At 63.4% G+C, this 13,400-nt stretch carries 13 protein-coding genes; 3 read left to right on the plus strand and 10 right to left on the minus strand.

The window, feature by feature from the left end; genetic code table 11:
• Window positions 1-92 precede the first annotated feature (92 nt).
• Window positions 93-824, plus strand: coding sequence for a VIT1/CCC1 transporter family protein (locus JGU71_RS05140; RefSeq protein ID WP_307829502.1), 732 nt, complete (start codon window positions 93-95; stop codon window positions 822-824).
• Here JGU71_RS05140 and JGU71_RS05145 read toward each other — a convergent pair.
• The 7 genes from JGU71_RS05145 to JGU71_RS05175 all read right to left on the minus strand — a co-directional run bounded on the left by JGU71_RS05145 (window position 795) and on the right by JGU71_RS05175 (window position 7,925).
• Window positions 795-2,006 carry an MFS transporter gene (locus JGU71_RS05145; RefSeq protein ID WP_233528851.1) on the minus strand — a complete coding sequence of 404 codons (1,212 nt, stop codon included), beginning with the start codon at window positions 2,004-2,006 and terminating at the stop codon, window positions 795-797. The genes JGU71_RS05140 and JGU71_RS05145 overlap by 30 nt on opposite strands.
• A 73-nt stretch (window positions 2,007-2,079) precedes the next feature.
• Window positions 2,080-3,723, minus strand: coding sequence for a phosphoglucomutase (alpha-D-glucose-1,6-bisphosphate-dependent) (gene pgm / locus JGU71_RS05150; protein WP_199702983.1), 1,644 nt, complete (start codon window positions 3,721-3,723; stop codon window positions 2,080-2,082).
• 52 nt (window positions 3,724-3,775) lie between these two features.
• A complete protein-coding gene (crcB, locus tag JGU71_RS05155; protein WP_199702984.1) occupies window positions 3,776-4,138 on the minus strand; it encodes a fluoride efflux transporter CrcB in 363 nt (120 codons plus the stop codon).
• Window positions 4,135-4,554, minus strand: a complete 420-nt coding sequence (gene crcB, locus JGU71_RS05160) for a fluoride efflux transporter CrcB (RefSeq protein WP_199702985.1) — start codon at window positions 4,552-4,554, stop codon at window positions 4,135-4,137. The genes crcB (JGU71_RS05155) and crcB (JGU71_RS05160) overlap by 4 nt, the downstream gene beginning before the upstream one ends.
• A 138-nt stretch (window positions 4,555-4,692) precedes the next feature.
• A complete protein-coding gene (locus JGU71_RS05165; RefSeq protein ID WP_233528787.1) occupies window positions 4,693-5,310 on the minus strand; it encodes an LON peptidase substrate-binding domain-containing protein in 618 nt (205 codons plus the stop codon).
• A 90-nt stretch (window positions 5,311-5,400) separates the two neighbouring features.
• Window positions 5,401-6,519 (minus strand): cytochrome P450, encoded by a 1,119-nt coding sequence (locus tag JGU71_RS05170; RefSeq protein ID WP_199702986.1) that lies wholly within the window; start codon window positions 6,517-6,519, stop codon window positions 5,401-5,403.
• A complete protein-coding gene (locus JGU71_RS05175) occupies window positions 6,516-7,925 on the minus strand; it encodes an ABC1 kinase family protein (RefSeq protein ID WP_199702987.1) in 1,410 nt (469 codons plus the stop codon). The genes JGU71_RS05170 and JGU71_RS05175 overlap by 4 nt, the downstream gene beginning before the upstream one ends.
• Before the next feature lie 112 nt (window positions 7,926-8,037).
• Here JGU71_RS05175 and JGU71_RS05180 point away from each other — a divergent pair, with 112 nt between their 5' ends.
• The gene (locus tag JGU71_RS05180) at window positions 8,038-8,652 is read left to right on the plus strand and encodes a TetR/AcrR family transcriptional regulator (RefSeq protein ID WP_199702988.1); all 615 of its coding nucleotides are present in this window, start codon (window positions 8,038-8,040) and stop codon (window positions 8,650-8,652) included.
• 94 nt (window positions 8,653-8,746) lie between these two features.
• Here JGU71_RS05180 and JGU71_RS05185 read toward each other — a convergent pair whose 3' ends face one another.
• A complete protein-coding gene (locus tag JGU71_RS05185; protein WP_199702989.1) occupies window positions 8,747-10,258 on the minus strand; it encodes an MFS transporter in 1,512 nt (503 codons plus the stop codon).
• A gap of 111 nt (window positions 10,259-10,369) precedes the next feature.
• Here JGU71_RS05185 and JGU71_RS05190 point away from each other — a divergent pair, with 111 nt between their 5' ends.
• Window positions 10,370-11,053 carry a TetR/AcrR family transcriptional regulator gene (locus JGU71_RS05190; protein WP_307829503.1) on the plus strand — a complete coding sequence of 228 codons (684 nt, stop codon included), beginning with the start codon at window positions 10,370-10,372 and terminating at the stop codon, window positions 11,051-11,053.
• 128 nt (window positions 11,054-11,181) lie between these two features.
• On the opposite strand, the gene JGU71_RS05195 is transcribed toward JGU71_RS05190, so the two are convergent.
• Window positions 11,182-12,378, minus strand: a complete 1,197-nt coding sequence (locus tag JGU71_RS05195; protein ID WP_233528788.1) for an MFS transporter — start codon at window positions 12,376-12,378, stop codon at window positions 11,182-11,184.
• Window positions 12,375-13,373, minus strand: coding sequence for a LysR family transcriptional regulator (locus tag JGU71_RS05200; protein WP_307829504.1), 999 nt, complete (start codon window positions 13,371-13,373; stop codon window positions 12,375-12,377). The genes JGU71_RS05195 and JGU71_RS05200 overlap by 4 nt, the downstream gene beginning before the upstream one ends.
• Between the last annotated feature and the right edge of the window lie 27 nt (window positions 13,374-13,400).

Consider the following 13,400-nt stretch of genomic DNA (forward strand, 5'->3'; position numbering starts at 1 on the left):
TCTGCACATCAACGTCCGCCCTACTCTGCCATTTCGGTCTGAGCCGGCACTGAGAATCCCCATCGAGAAGGTTGCGCGTAGATTCAGCGCCTGTGACCGACGCCCCGTCCGCAGACGATTCGTTACCGCACGAGTTCGACCACAAGCATTCCGACGTCTCAGGTGGGTGGCTGCGCGCCGCTACGTTCGGCGCGATGGACGGCCTTGTCAGCAACACTTCGCTCATTGCCGGTATCGGCGGCGCGGGCGTGGCCTCGCACACCATCGTGCTCGGCGGCGTTGCGGGTTTGGTATCGGGCGCGTTCTCGATGGCGCTCGGTGAATACACCTCAGTCACAACGCAGAACGAGCAACTCGACGCGGAGGTGTCGGTCGAGAAGAACGCATTGCGCAGGCACCCCGATGCCGAGCTCGCCGAATTGGTCGACATGTTCGTCGGGATGGGCATGAGCGAGGACACCGCTCGTTCGGCGGCCGCAGAAGTGCACGCCGACCCCGAACGAGCGCTCGATATCCACGTCAGTCAAGAACTCGGCTTGGATCCGAGCGACAAACCGTCACCGTTGGTCGCAGCGGGATCGTCGTTCGCGATGTTTTCGATCGGCGCGGTGTTTCCGCTACTCCCCTATTTGCTCGGCTTCGCCTCGCTCACAGCGGGACTCGTTGTCGGCGGCATAGGCCTGATACTCGCAGGCGCACTCGCTGCGCGCTTCACCGCACAGTCGACGATACGAGGGGCGTTGCGGCAGTTGCTGTTCGGCGCAATCGCCATCGGCGCAACCTACGCTATCGGCTCACTTATCGGAATCGGCATCCCCGGCTGACCCTTTCGAGGACTTGGCGACAACTCTCGACGACGTCTCCGGCGACACCGACCAGAACAGGGCCGCCGCAAGCATCAACGCGCCCGTCACCGCGAATGCGACCTGATACGACAGCACCTCGGCCAACAGACCCGCAACGATCGGTCCGACGACAACGCCGACGTCGGTGACCATTTGGACGGCGGCGAGCACCGGTCCGCCTCTCACCTTCGATCCGATGATGTCGGCGATCGCGGCCTGCTGCGACGGCAGCGTGAGTCCGACTCCGACACCGGCGACGAAACCCGTCAGCAGAAACACCCAGATCGATTCCGAGACACCCATTCCGATGGTTGCACTGCCGCTGATCATCGAGCCGAGGACGAGGAAGGGCTTGCGTCCGTAGCGGTCCGACAACCGACCCGCCGGAATGAGAACCAACGCATCGCCAACCGCGAACGCCGTCAAAGCAAACCCGGCGATCTTCACGTCCCGATGCAACGCCTCGACGACGAACAGCGGAATGACGGCGAAGCGAACGCCCATCACCGCCCAACCCTGAACGAAGCTGGCCCACAACGCGGCCCGGTACGCGACCTTCGCCAACCCGTCCCGCAGCGTCATCGTCGGAGCATCTGCAGCGGCCGCAGGAGTCGCAAGCGTGGAATCGCGCAGCGCGAAGTAGACGACCGCCGCGGCGATCAGCAACGCGACCGAATAGATCGCGAACGGGACGCGTAAACCGAAGCCGAGCAACGCACTACCGACCAACGGACCCGAGATGGCGCCGAACAGAAAGCTCGTCGCATACAGCCCGGATACTCGTCCGCGCATGTGCGGCGGCGAGATTCGGATGACCAACCCGAGCGACGAAATCGTGAACATCGTCGAGCCGATGCCGCCGAAAGAGCGGAATACAAGCAGCTGCCAGTACTCCTGCGCGAACGCGCATGCGCCGGTGGACACGGCAACGACGAGAAGACCGATCAGATAGATCGGCCGTTCGCCACGTCGTTGCACCAGTCGCCCGCTCGCAGGGGCAAAGATCAAGCGCATCAAGGCGAATGCGCTGATGATCCCCGACGCAGCCGCCGGACCGACGCCGAAGCTGCGCGCATACTCCGGCAGTGCCGGTGCGACGATGCCGAATCCGAGCGCGATGACGAAGCTGGCGGTGACGATCACCCAGATCTCGGCGGGCAGCCGCTGCGATCGCGGACCCGCGCCGGCATCGCCGCCCTGAAACCCTCCAGCCTCGTCCGAAACGGGACCGGGCTCACTCACCGGCTGCAAGCGCCTCGGTCACCAATTCCTTTGCGGCATCCTGAACTTGCGCGAGATGGTCGGGTCCCTTGAACGACTCGGCGTAGATCTTGTACTTGTCCTCGGTTCCGGACGGCCGCGCGGCGAACCATGCGTTCTCCGTCATCACTTTGATGCCGCCGATGGCCGCGCCGTTGCCGGGAGCGTGCGAGAGGATCGTGGTGATCTTCTCCCCTGCGAGGTCAGTAGCTTTCACCTGATCCGACGAGAGCTTCGCGAGTACCGCCTTCTGGTCCCGAGTCGCGGGCGCATCGATGCGTGCGTATGCGGGACTGCCGTAACGCTTTTCGAGCTCGGCATAACGCGACGACGGGCTTTGGCCCGTGACTGCGGCGATTTCCGAGGCCAGCAGTGCTAGAACGATGCCGTCCTTGTCGGTCGACCACACACCGCCGTCCATACGCAGGAACGACGCACCTGCGCTTTCCTCACCGCCGAATGCCAAGCTGCCGTTGAACAATCCGGGTACGAACCATTTGAATCCGACCGGCACCTCGTAGAGACCGCGGCCGAGCACGGAGACAACTCGGTCGACCATCGACGACGTGACCACGGTCTTGCCGACCTTGCTCAACGCATCCCAGCCGATTCGGTTTGCGATCAGGTAATCGATTGCAACCGCGAGGTAGTGGTTCGGGTTCATCAAGCCGCCGTCGGGTGTGACGATGCCGTGCCGATCGGCATCGGCGTCGTTACCCGTCGAGATGTCGTAGGCATTCTTCGCTGCAATGAGCGACGCCATCGCATTGGGTGACGAGCAGTCCATCCGGATCTGGCCGTCGGTGTCGAGCGTCATGAAGCGGAACGTCGCATCGACGGCAGGGTTGACCACCGTCAGATCCAGGTCGTGCCGCTCGCCGATCTCACCCCAGTAGTGCACGCTCGCACCGCCGAGCGGGTCGGCGCCGATGCTGATTCCAGCGCCACGGATCGCGTCGAGGTTCAGGACGTTGGGCAGATCGTCGATGTAGATGTCGAGGTAGTCGTACTGCTCGACCGCCGTGTCGAGTGCCTGCGCGAGAGTCACGCGTTGCACTCCTTCGAGACCGTTGAACAACAGCTCGTTCGCGCGCGCAGCAATCGCGTCGGTCGCTGTCGAATCGGCGGGACCGCCGTGCGGTGCGTTGTACTTGAAGCCACCGTCGCGGGGCGGATTGTGCGACGGCGTGACGACGATGCCGTCGGCCTGCGCCATGGCGCCCGAACTGTTGAACCGCAGAATCGCGTGACTCACCGCCGGCGTCGGCGTGTAACCGCCGCGCGAATCGATTGCAACCGTCACGCCGTTCGCTGCGAGCACCTCCAGCGCGGTCGTCCAGGCCGGCTCCGACAGCGCGTGTGTGTCGCGACCGAGGAACAGCGGTCCGGTGATGTGCTGACTGGCTCGATAGTCGGCGATCGCCTGTGTGATCGCGAGGATGTGCGCTTCGTTGAATGCACCATCCAAACTCGAGCCTCGATGACCCGAGGTTCCGAATACCACCTGTTGCGCGGGATTCGACGGATCCGGTACTCGGCTGTAGAACGCCGTCACCAGGTGCGACAAATCCTCCAGGTCCTCCGGCCGCGCCGGTTGACCGGCTCGATCGTGGGCCACTATGACTCTCCTCTTCCGTGGGCGCGTTGCCGCGTACTCGCTCTGTATTCGATCACGTCAGTAGCCATTTCGTCGCCGCGGAACCTGCGATCGCCGCTGCGAGCCCGGCAGCCAGGCTGACTGTCACATTCGCAAGGGCAAAACGGTAGGCGCGGGCTTCGATCAGCCGCACCGTCTCGTAACCGAAGGTGCTGTAGGTCGTCAGCGCACCACAGAATCCTATTCCTGCCAATGCCATCACCGAACTTGTCACGCTCGCTCCGACCAGACCACCGAGGATCGCGCACCCGATCAGATTGACCGTCAACGTTCCCCATGGAAACAGGGTGTCACGGCGAGCTTGTACTTCCTTGTCGATCAAATAGCGGACAGGTGCTCCGACCATTGCTCCGACAACAACCAACGCTGCTGTCATACCCGATCACCGCTTTTCGAACCGACCCCGCTGATCGCTCGCGTTGCCGCCATTCCGGCCATGACCGCAGTCACCGCTGCGAGGACCGTGCCGAACAGGTACACCAGAGGCAATACGACATCCGCCGTGTCGAACAACGTGTGAACCTCGACTGCATAGGTCGAGAACGTGGTGAAGCCACCGAGAATACCGACTCCGAAGAACGGGCGGACCAATCGATGAACGGTCCACACTTCGGTGATCAGCACCATCAGCACACCGATCAGCAAACAACCGGTGGTGTTGATCAGCAACGTCGACCACGGGATGTGACCGGGGACGGGCGGCAGCAGATGTCCGACGCCGTACCGAGAGACCGCTCCGATTCCACCCCCGACGGCAATCGCTCCGAGGACGGCCAGATCCTGCTTCTGCATACATGTACTCCTACTCCACCCGGTAACGCGGGCCTACTCGAGTAGGGACCGTTAGCGGCGGGAACCGCGGTTGAAAAACGACGAGCCCCAACGCCGCACCCGTTTATGTTAGACCGCGCGCGGACCGAAGGCCCAGCCTTACAGCAGTCGAAACTGCAAGACCGCAATGACGTCGGAGAGCGCATCGGCCAGTACGTGCAATCTTGTCGTCGGCCCCGCAGCCGAGAGCACCTTCTGTCTGTCGGACTCGCCGATCGGCAGGCCGGATGCCAGTGCGAACGAACGTGGTGTCGGTTCCGATACCAATGGGGGGTCGGCAAATGTCGGCACTGGCGCACCGGATTTCGCAGCGAGATCGTGCCAGCTCGCTTCCAGTTCGTCGGTCAACTCGCCGACTCGTGCGAGGGCGGCGGCTGGATCCCCGTCCGGCTCGTCGGGCCAGAATTCCACTTCCGCCCGCGGGTAAGGATCGTCGAGCAGCCACCGGACGATGCGCAATCGCTGCTCACCGACGGCAATGATTCCGAACCGACCATCCGGTAGCTCGACGCAGGACCCGATCAGCGCTGCCGTCCCGACGAGAGCGCGCTCGTCACCTCCGCCGACTTCACGCCCGCGGGTGATGAGCACGACCCCGAAGCGCGGCTGCGGCGCAGCGAGGCACGCCTGGATCATCGCGACGTAGCGAGGTTCGAAGATCTGCAGGGGTAGCCGTTCACCAGGTAGTAGCGCGGCCCCGAGGGGAAACATCGGCATGATTTCCACGGGACCAGGTATACCCCGCCGACGTGGGAGGCGGCTACGCCGCTCGTGAGTCCTTTCGGAGGTCCCGCCCTCCGAAAGGACTCACGAGGCGCGTAGCGCCCTGACGTGCAATTCGGTGAGCGCTCGGAACGTGTTGGATACCCGCCAGCTCGGCTCTTCGTCTGCAAGCTCCAGGTCTGGATGGCGCGCGAACAGCCGAGTCAGCGCCTCCGCGGTCTCCATGCGACTCAGCGCAGCACCGAGACAGAAGTGCGGTCCGGAGCCGAATGCCAAGTGACCGTGTGACTTTCGGCCGAGGTCGAGCCGCAGCGGATCGTCGAATCGACGCGGGTCCACGTTTGCCCTGTCCAGCTGCAGCAATACGAAACTGCCTGCGGGAATCGTCACTCCGCCGAGTTCGACGTCCTCGAGCGCGGTCCGGCCTGCCATTTTCACCGGCCCTTCGACACGGAGCAGTTCCTCGACAGCGTTGACCGGATCGTGTGCGAGCTGCCGAACGTGAGCCGGGTTCTGCACCAGCGCTCTGGTTCCGTTGGCGATCAGATTCGCCGTTGTCTCGTGCCCGGCCGCCAGCAGGAGCAGGCAGGTACCGAGGACCTCGTCGACGGTGATGCCGTCCTGCGCCAGCAGTGCGCTGATGAAGTCGTCGCCCGGATGTTGTTTGCGGTCGGCGAGTATCGGTGTGAGTTCGAGCATCAGCTCGACCGATGCGTCGACGCTGGCGACCAGATCCTCTGGCGTAGCGTCGAGTTCGAGCATCTTGACCAGATCGGGGGTCAGATCGGCGAACAGTTCGGCGCCTTCGGCTCCGACGTCGAGCAACTCGGCGATCACGGCGAGCGGGACGACGTACGCGAATTCGCTGACCAACTCGGCAGATTCGTCGAGACCGTCCAGCGCTGCCTCGACAATCGATGCGACCCTCGGCCGGATTCGTTCGATCGACCTCGGCGTGAACACGGGGCCCACGATCCTGCGCAGCCGGGTGTGGTCGGGTGGATCCATGAAAATGAGGGCGGTCTGCGGCAGATCGCGAATCTCGGCCGGTGCCAATGGGTTACGCCGCGGATCACTGCTCCAACCGGAGCCTCGTAGCACTGCGGAGACCTCGTCGTAGCCGTCGACGAAGTACACACCGTACTCGTCGTCGTACCGAACCGACTGTCCTGCAATAGACTGTCCTGCAATCGAAGTCGTCATCGCTTCGCTCCCCAGTGCGCAATGTCCAACTCGCCCATGGGCGTCGCCGCCGGACCGTTGTTATCCCATTCCTGCCGGATCGCCTCCCACGGTCCGGTGCATTCGAGCGCTCCGAGCACGGCGGTGACGCCGAGATCGATACGGGTGAGCATCGTGAAGTCCGGATCGAGCGAGACCTTTCTCAGCACGTGGCCGTACGGGCCGACCGGCGAAAACTTGTCCTGGACAACGCCTGCCGCGAACGCAGTCGAGTACGTGAACGGCTGCGGACCCGTCAGCATCTCCAGACCACACCTGTAGAAGTCCGCGATCTCGCGTGGTTCCGGCAGCTCGCCGTCGACGACGATTCCCATGTCGCGAAGGGCGAGGATCAGCGCTGGGACGTCGTCCTCGACGGCCGCGTTCAACGACCTCTTGACGAGTGTGACCTTGTCCTCGGTGAACCGCTTCACGCAGCCGAAATCGATGAACGTGACGCCGCCGTCGTCGTGAAACAGGTAGTTGCCCGGATGCGGGTCCGCGTTGAAGAGGCCGATGGTCCGCAGGCTGCCCATAGCGAAGCGAGAGATCGTCTCGCCCCATAGGTCGCGCAGTTCCTGTGGGGCGGTGAGGGCTTCGGCAAAACGTCGACCTTCGACGAAGTCCATGGTGAGAACTTGGCTTGTGGTCAGCTCCGGTACGACCTCGGGAATTCGGATGAACGGATGACCCCGATAGCCGTCCACGAATGCGGTCTGATTGGCAGCCTCGACGAGATAGTCGATCTCTTCACCGATGCGTGCGGTGACCTCTTGTGACAGTGCCTTGATGTCGAGTCGCGCCAGTGCGGGTTGTAGACCTTTCGCCATCTGAAAGAACGTGGCGAGCAGTTCGGTGTTGGCGAGATCGGCGCGAATCGCCTCGTCGACGCCGGGGTACTGGACCTTGACCGCAACGCGGCGACCGTCGGCCAGGCGCGCGGCGTGGACCTGACCGATCGACGCCGCGCCGACCGGAACGGGATCGAATTCGGCGAACAGCTCGTCGACGGGCTTGCCCAAGTTCGCTTCGATCACGCCGGCAGCTGTCTCGTATGGCATCGGCGGCGCACTGTCCTGCAGTCGTGCCAGCGCTCGTTGATAGACGTTCTGGTTCTCGTCGCCGACGGTCGGGCCGATGGCAGTGAAGGACAGGATTTGGCCCGCTTTCATCAACACGCCCTTGGAGCGTCCCAGGTGGTTTGCGTAGCGGTCGGCGTCCTTGACCCGGTAGTCCGGTCGGCCGGCTTCGGCGTTCTTACGACGTCGGCGCATCGACTCGACGACAGCCTCCCCCGCGGTTCGCCCCGCGAGCCCCACGAGTGGCATCGCTCTGGCCACTCGACCGCGCTTCGGTATGTGCGCCCGAGCGTCGTCCGCTGCCGTCATCGTTCGTCCTCCACCTCACCGTACGAACCCACTTGCTGTTCCTCAGTGAACACTTAAGCCGCGAGGGTGTCAACAAGTTGACGCTTTGTAAATTTCAGCGTTCACTTAGGTCGTGGCAGCGACGACTATGACACGCGACCGCATCCTCGATGCGGCGATGGAACTGTTCAGCGAGAACAGCTTTCGAGGCACGTCCATCACCCAGATCGAGACCGCTGCGGGCCTGACGCCAGGTGCAGGTGGGATCTATCACCACTTCCGCACGAAGGAATCGATCCTCGAGGCCGGTCTCGAACGCCACCTCGACCGCGTCAACGCGGTCCGCGATATCACGCAGTTGATGTCCGGATTGGGTGACCTGCGAGTCGCGCTCACCTTGCTCGCAAAGTACGTGTTGACCGAACTCGACAACGAAGAAACCCTGCTGCGCATTCTCGCGACCGACACGCGGACACGACCACACCTACTCGACGGTGCGGTCCACAACATGGTCCGCAGAATCTATTCGGGATTCGCTTCGTGGCTTGCCGACGAAGCAGACATCAGTGCCGATCGGGCAACCGACATCACCTCCGTCGGCCTCGGGGCCTTGCTGTCGGCACGGTTGGTACCGCTGCTGTTCGGGCTGGCACCACACGACGTCGGGGACGAACAATTCGTCAAAACCTGGGTAGACATGATGCTGCGGAGTGTCGAGGGCACCACCGGCGGCGCACCGGCTCGCTGAAAACCGCGCTGCGCGAACAGAAGCGGCCCCCACGACCGGGTGGTCATGGGGGCCGGCAGACTGTGCAGGTGCTAACCGTGCAGGTGCTACCGAGTCAGTGCGCGATCACCGGTTCGCCTTCGCTCGGCTCTGGAACGCCGTTGGGCAGCAACACCGCCGTCAGGACCGCTCCACCGAGGAAGATGAACGTCGCCCACCAGAAGGTCGCCGAGTAGCTCGACACCGCGGCCTGCATAGCAGTCAACTCGTTCACCGCCTTGCCCGAAGCGAAGCTCGCGGCCGCCGATGCTGCGATCGTGCTGAGCAGCGCGGTACCGATCGAGCCACCGACCTGCTGGCTGGTGTTGACCATGGCCGACGCGACACCCGCATCTTCGTGAGCGAGAGCCGACGTCGCACCCTGGAAAGCCGTCGCCATCGACGCACCCAAACCGAGGCCCATCAGGACCAAGCCGGGGAGGATGTGCAGCGCGTAGCTGCTGTCGACCTCGATCTGCGTGAGCAGACCCATGCCGAGCGCACCGATGAGCAGCCCGGCCGTCATCAGGACCCGAGCGCCGAAACGAGGCAGTAGGGCCTGCGACGACGTGACCGACGACGCGATCATCGCGGCGACCATCGGGAGGAAGGCGACGCCGGTCATGATCGGAGTGAAGCCGAGAATCAGCTGCATGTAGTAGGTCAGGAACAGGAACACCGCGAACATGCCTGCGCCGACGATGAATACAGCGAGGTAGGAAGCGCCGCGAGTGCGGTCCAAGACAATTCGCAACGGCAGCAGCGGATTCGCAACACGGCTCTGCAGGTAAACGAACGCCGCTAGCAGTACGGTGCCCGCGCCGAGCCAGCTGATTGTCGACGAGTCGCCCCAGCCCTGCGACTCGGCCTGCGAGAAGCCGTAGACGATGCTGAAGAGTGCGGCCGTCACGGTCAGTGTGCCCGGGATGTCGAGCTTGGGCCGGTCGGTCGTGACGTGCTTGGCAAGCAGAAGTGCGGCACCGACGATTGCGACGGCAGCGAAGATCAGGTTGACGTACATCGCCCAGCGCCAAGATGCCCACTCGGTGAGCATGCCGCCGAGCAGCAAGCCGATAGCGCCGCCTGCGCCTGCGATGGCACCGAAGACACCGAACGCCTTCGCGCGTTCCTTGGGTTCGGTGAACGTCACGGTGAGTAGCGACAATGCTGCAGGTGCGAGCAACGCACCGAAGACGCCCTGGCCGGCGCGGGCTGCGACGAGCATTTCGAAACTGGTTGCTGCGCCACCAACTGCGGAGGCGATGGCGAAACCGCTCAGTCCGATGAGGAACGTCGTGCGGCGACCGAAGAGGTCACTGAGCCGGCCACCGAGTAGCAGCAGGCTGCCGAACGCGAGTGCGTATGCGGTCACCACCCACTGGCGATCGGCGTCGGAGAATTCGAGCGAACGCTGGGCTGCCGGGAGCGCGATGTTCACCACGGTCGCGTCGAGCACGACCATCAATTGCGAGAGCGCGAGAACACCGAGAATCCACCACCTTGCAGCGTGCGATCCCCGTCCGCGAGCCTGTGGTGCGGCGACATCGGCGTCGGCCGGCTCCAGGGGTTCGATTGTGCTGGTTGTCATGGATCCCCTCGAATCACTAGATGGAGGTCGTTCCTCCACTTACTCGAAACAACGTAACACGTAACGGAGGCGATGTCTCCACTTATTTCGGAAACTTGCTAAGATGGGGATGTGAACACCATCACCACGAAGGCACCCGCGGCTCCGGCTACCCGCCCGCTACGCGCGGATGCCGCACGCAATCAGCAGCGAATTCTGGAAGCCGCGCGCGAACTCTTCGCCACGCGTGGTCTCGAAATCACGCTGGACGACGTCGCCGAACACGCAGGCGTAGGGGTCGGCACCGTCTACCGACGGTTCAGCAACAAGCAGGACCTCATCGCAGGCGTCTTCGAGAAGCATGTCGACGACATGGCGGGTCAGGCCGAGCTCGCACTCGACAATCCCGACCCGTGGCAGGGCCTCGTGCAGTTCTTCGAATACATGTGCCGCCACATGGCCGAGAATCGTGGTCTCGGTGAGGTTCTCATGACCCTCGACGGTCAACAGACTCGGTTCGCGTGCGTGCGGGAGCGGATGGAACCCGCGGTGACGAAGGTGATCGATCGCGCCCGTGACGCCGGCGAACTGCGCCCCGACGCGGAGGCGCAGGACTTTTTCGCCACGATTCACATGGTCGACTGGATCGCCGATTTCGCCAGAACCGTCCATCCCGAAGTGTGGCGACGCTACTTCTCGATCATGCTCGACGGCCTGCGAGCCGACTCTCGACCGCGGCAGCCACTGACCGTCGGACCGATGACCTTCGAGCAGGTTCACGAAGCGAAGTCGGCCTGCTTCGGCCGTCGGCGCTGACCTACCGTTAGTCGTCAGCTACCCGGTTTCAGCGCTACTATCGGAGCGCAGTTGGTCTCGCGACCACTAGAGACCGACTGGGCTGGCGACCAACGTCGTTCGCCAGCCGCACCCTGATCTCGCGTTGGCTAACGCGTCGGTTCGGCAGTTTCGACCTCGGTATCCGAACTGAAATACGGAACGATTCCCCGCACGAGCGGCACCGCGAGCAAAGCGGCGATTCCAGCGACGAGAAACGCCGAACCCGGGTGGTCGACAAGCAGTCCGACCGTTGCCGCGACTACCAGTCCGCCGAGATTTCCGGACATCCAAATCAATCCAGCAGCCGTACCCTCCGCTTCGCCCGACCACCTCTCGGTCATCGCCAAAACGATCGGCAGCGCGGGCAACAACAGCAGACCGATCAGGGTCAGACTGCCGTAGGCCACGATCGCGCCGGGGGCAACCGCCAACGCAAGGCAGCCCAGAAACGCTGTAATAGCGCCGAGCACAAGCATTTTCAGCTCCCAGCCGTGTCGGGCAGCCACGATCGGCAGCACGGCACAGCCGACGACTCCGGCAAGGACATTGAGCAAAAGGATGATGCTCGCGGTCCCCGAATCCACACCTGCGGGTTCCAACAGCGCTTGAGCGAACGTCGTCAATGCGACGAAGGTCCCGAACGGAAAGAAGACCAGCGCACACAGCCGCCGGATGAAGTCGTCGTTCCAGGCGATCCGAAGAGCGGCGAGACCCGCAGGCGGACGCCGGTGCGAGAAGGCGAACGGCGTTCGTAGCGCGACGACGAGCACTACGGCTGCGATGCCAGATAATGCAGCGCCGATTGCAATGAGGGCGCCGAGTTGCTCGGCATCGGTGAAAACCGCGCCGAGCAGGAAGGCGATGATCATCCCGGCGAACGTGCTCGCCGAACCGATCGCGATGCCGGCGGGACGATCCTCCTCCGCGAGATAACGTCCGGTGATTCCGGTGATTGCGTTGAGAACCAGAGGCTGCGCGATCGCAATGACGATCTGTCCGGTCAACACCCAGACGAAGTCGTCGCCGATCAACCGCAGCAGCCCGCCGACCGCGGTGAGCACCGCACCCGCTGCCAAAGCCTGCGTGAACCACCGATCGAGCAGCAAGCCGGCCGGGATCGCCAAAACAACGTAGAACAGCGGAAACACGTTGGTCAGCCAGCCGATCGCCGACTCGGAGACGCCGTAGTGCTCGGCAGCAACGGTCGTCACCGGGGCGAAACTGAGCCACAGCACCTGCGTGGCTGCTCCGACCATCGCAAACGCGGCGACGATCGGCCAGCGGCTCACGTGTGTTTGCATCATCGAATTCGGGCTCTTTCCTCCGGGTCCACCGCCTCGAACGGGTGCTCGATCAGGGACACGATGTCGGTTTCGCGATCACAGACGTCGAGGGCAACCTGCACGAACCGATCGACAAGAACCGAACGCCGACCACCAGGCCAGCCGAGCGCGACCACCGAACCCTCGAACCCGTCGATCGGAACGTAGCGGACCCCGCTGTGCGGAGTGTGCCTGGCCGCCCCCGCCACCATCACGCTGCACCCGACGCCTGCCGAGACAACGGCAATTTCCTCTGTGTGCGAGTTGGTGAACGAGGCAATCTTTGCGCGTTTTTCGCCGCGATGCGCGTCGAGCGTCCAAAACCGTTGCCACACATCATCTGCCGTGCGCGCAACAACCATGGGTTCGTCCAGCACTTCATCGACGGCGACCGACTTCCGACCGGCAAGTCGATGCGCGCTCGGCAGCGCAAGGACACATGGCTCGACGAACAGCGGCACAATATCGATATCCGTGACACCGGTCGGCAATCTGAGGAATGCCAAGTCGGAGGTGCCGTCACCGAGCCCGACAGCCGGGTCGTTGAATCCGAACTCGCGAAGTTCGACGCGGACATCGGGATAGTTTTCGGCGAACTGCTCGAGGATCGGCGCAGTCAGTTCGAGCGCTGCTCCGACGAGGAACCCCAGACGCAGGACACCTGACTCGCCCAGTGCAGCTCGACGGGTCGCCTCGACGCCCGCGTCCAGTGTTGCGAGCATCTCGCGCGCGGTTTCGAGGAACAGCTCGCCCGCCGGCGTCAGTTCGACGGAACGCGTTGTGCGCCTGAGCAGCTGAGCACCGAGATCGTCTTCGAGTTCCCTGATCTGTTTCGACAGGGCTTGTTGCGCAACGAACAACCGCGCGGCAGCACGGCTGAAATGCAACTCCTCGGCCACGGCAACGAAGTATCGCAGCCTCCTGCTCGACACATCCACAATCAAAAATTGTAAATCAGGTCGGAGCCGGTGTTTCACAACTCACCGATTCGAGAGGAGTGTTGG

The sequence above is a fragment of the Antrihabitans stalagmiti genome, assembly GCF_016482825.1.
GTDB classification, from domain to species: Bacteria; Actinomycetota; Actinomycetes; order Mycobacteriales; family Mycobacteriaceae; genus Antrihabitans; species Antrihabitans stalagmiti.

Coding starts and splice junctions, on each gene's coding strand:
- crcB (WP_199702984.1), bottom strand. CDS start 4,138: ATGACAGCAGCGTTGGTTGTTGTCGGAGCAATGGTCGGAGCACCTGTC.
- crcB (WP_199702985.1), bottom strand. CDS start 4,554: ATGCAGAAGCAGGATCTGGCCGTCCTCGGAGCGATTGCCGTCGGGGGT.
- JGU71_RS05165 (WP_233528787.1), bottom strand. CDS start 5,310: ATGCCGATGTTTCCCCTCGGGGCCGCGCTACTACCTGGTGAACGGCTA.
- JGU71_RS05170 (WP_199702986.1), bottom strand. CDS start 6,519: ATGACGACTTCGATTGCAGGACAGTCTATTGCAGGACAGTCGGTTCGG.
- JGU71_RS05175 (WP_199702987.1), bottom strand. CDS start 7,925: ATGACGGCAGCGGACGACGCTCGGGCGCACATACCGAAGCGCGGTCGA.
- JGU71_RS05185 (WP_199702989.1), bottom strand. CDS start 10,258: ATGACAACCAGCACAATCGAACCCCTGGAGCCGGCCGACGCCGATGTC.
- JGU71_RS05195 (WP_233528788.1), bottom strand. CDS start 12,378: ATGATGCAAACACACGTGAGCCGCTGGCCGATCGTCGCCGCGTTTGCG.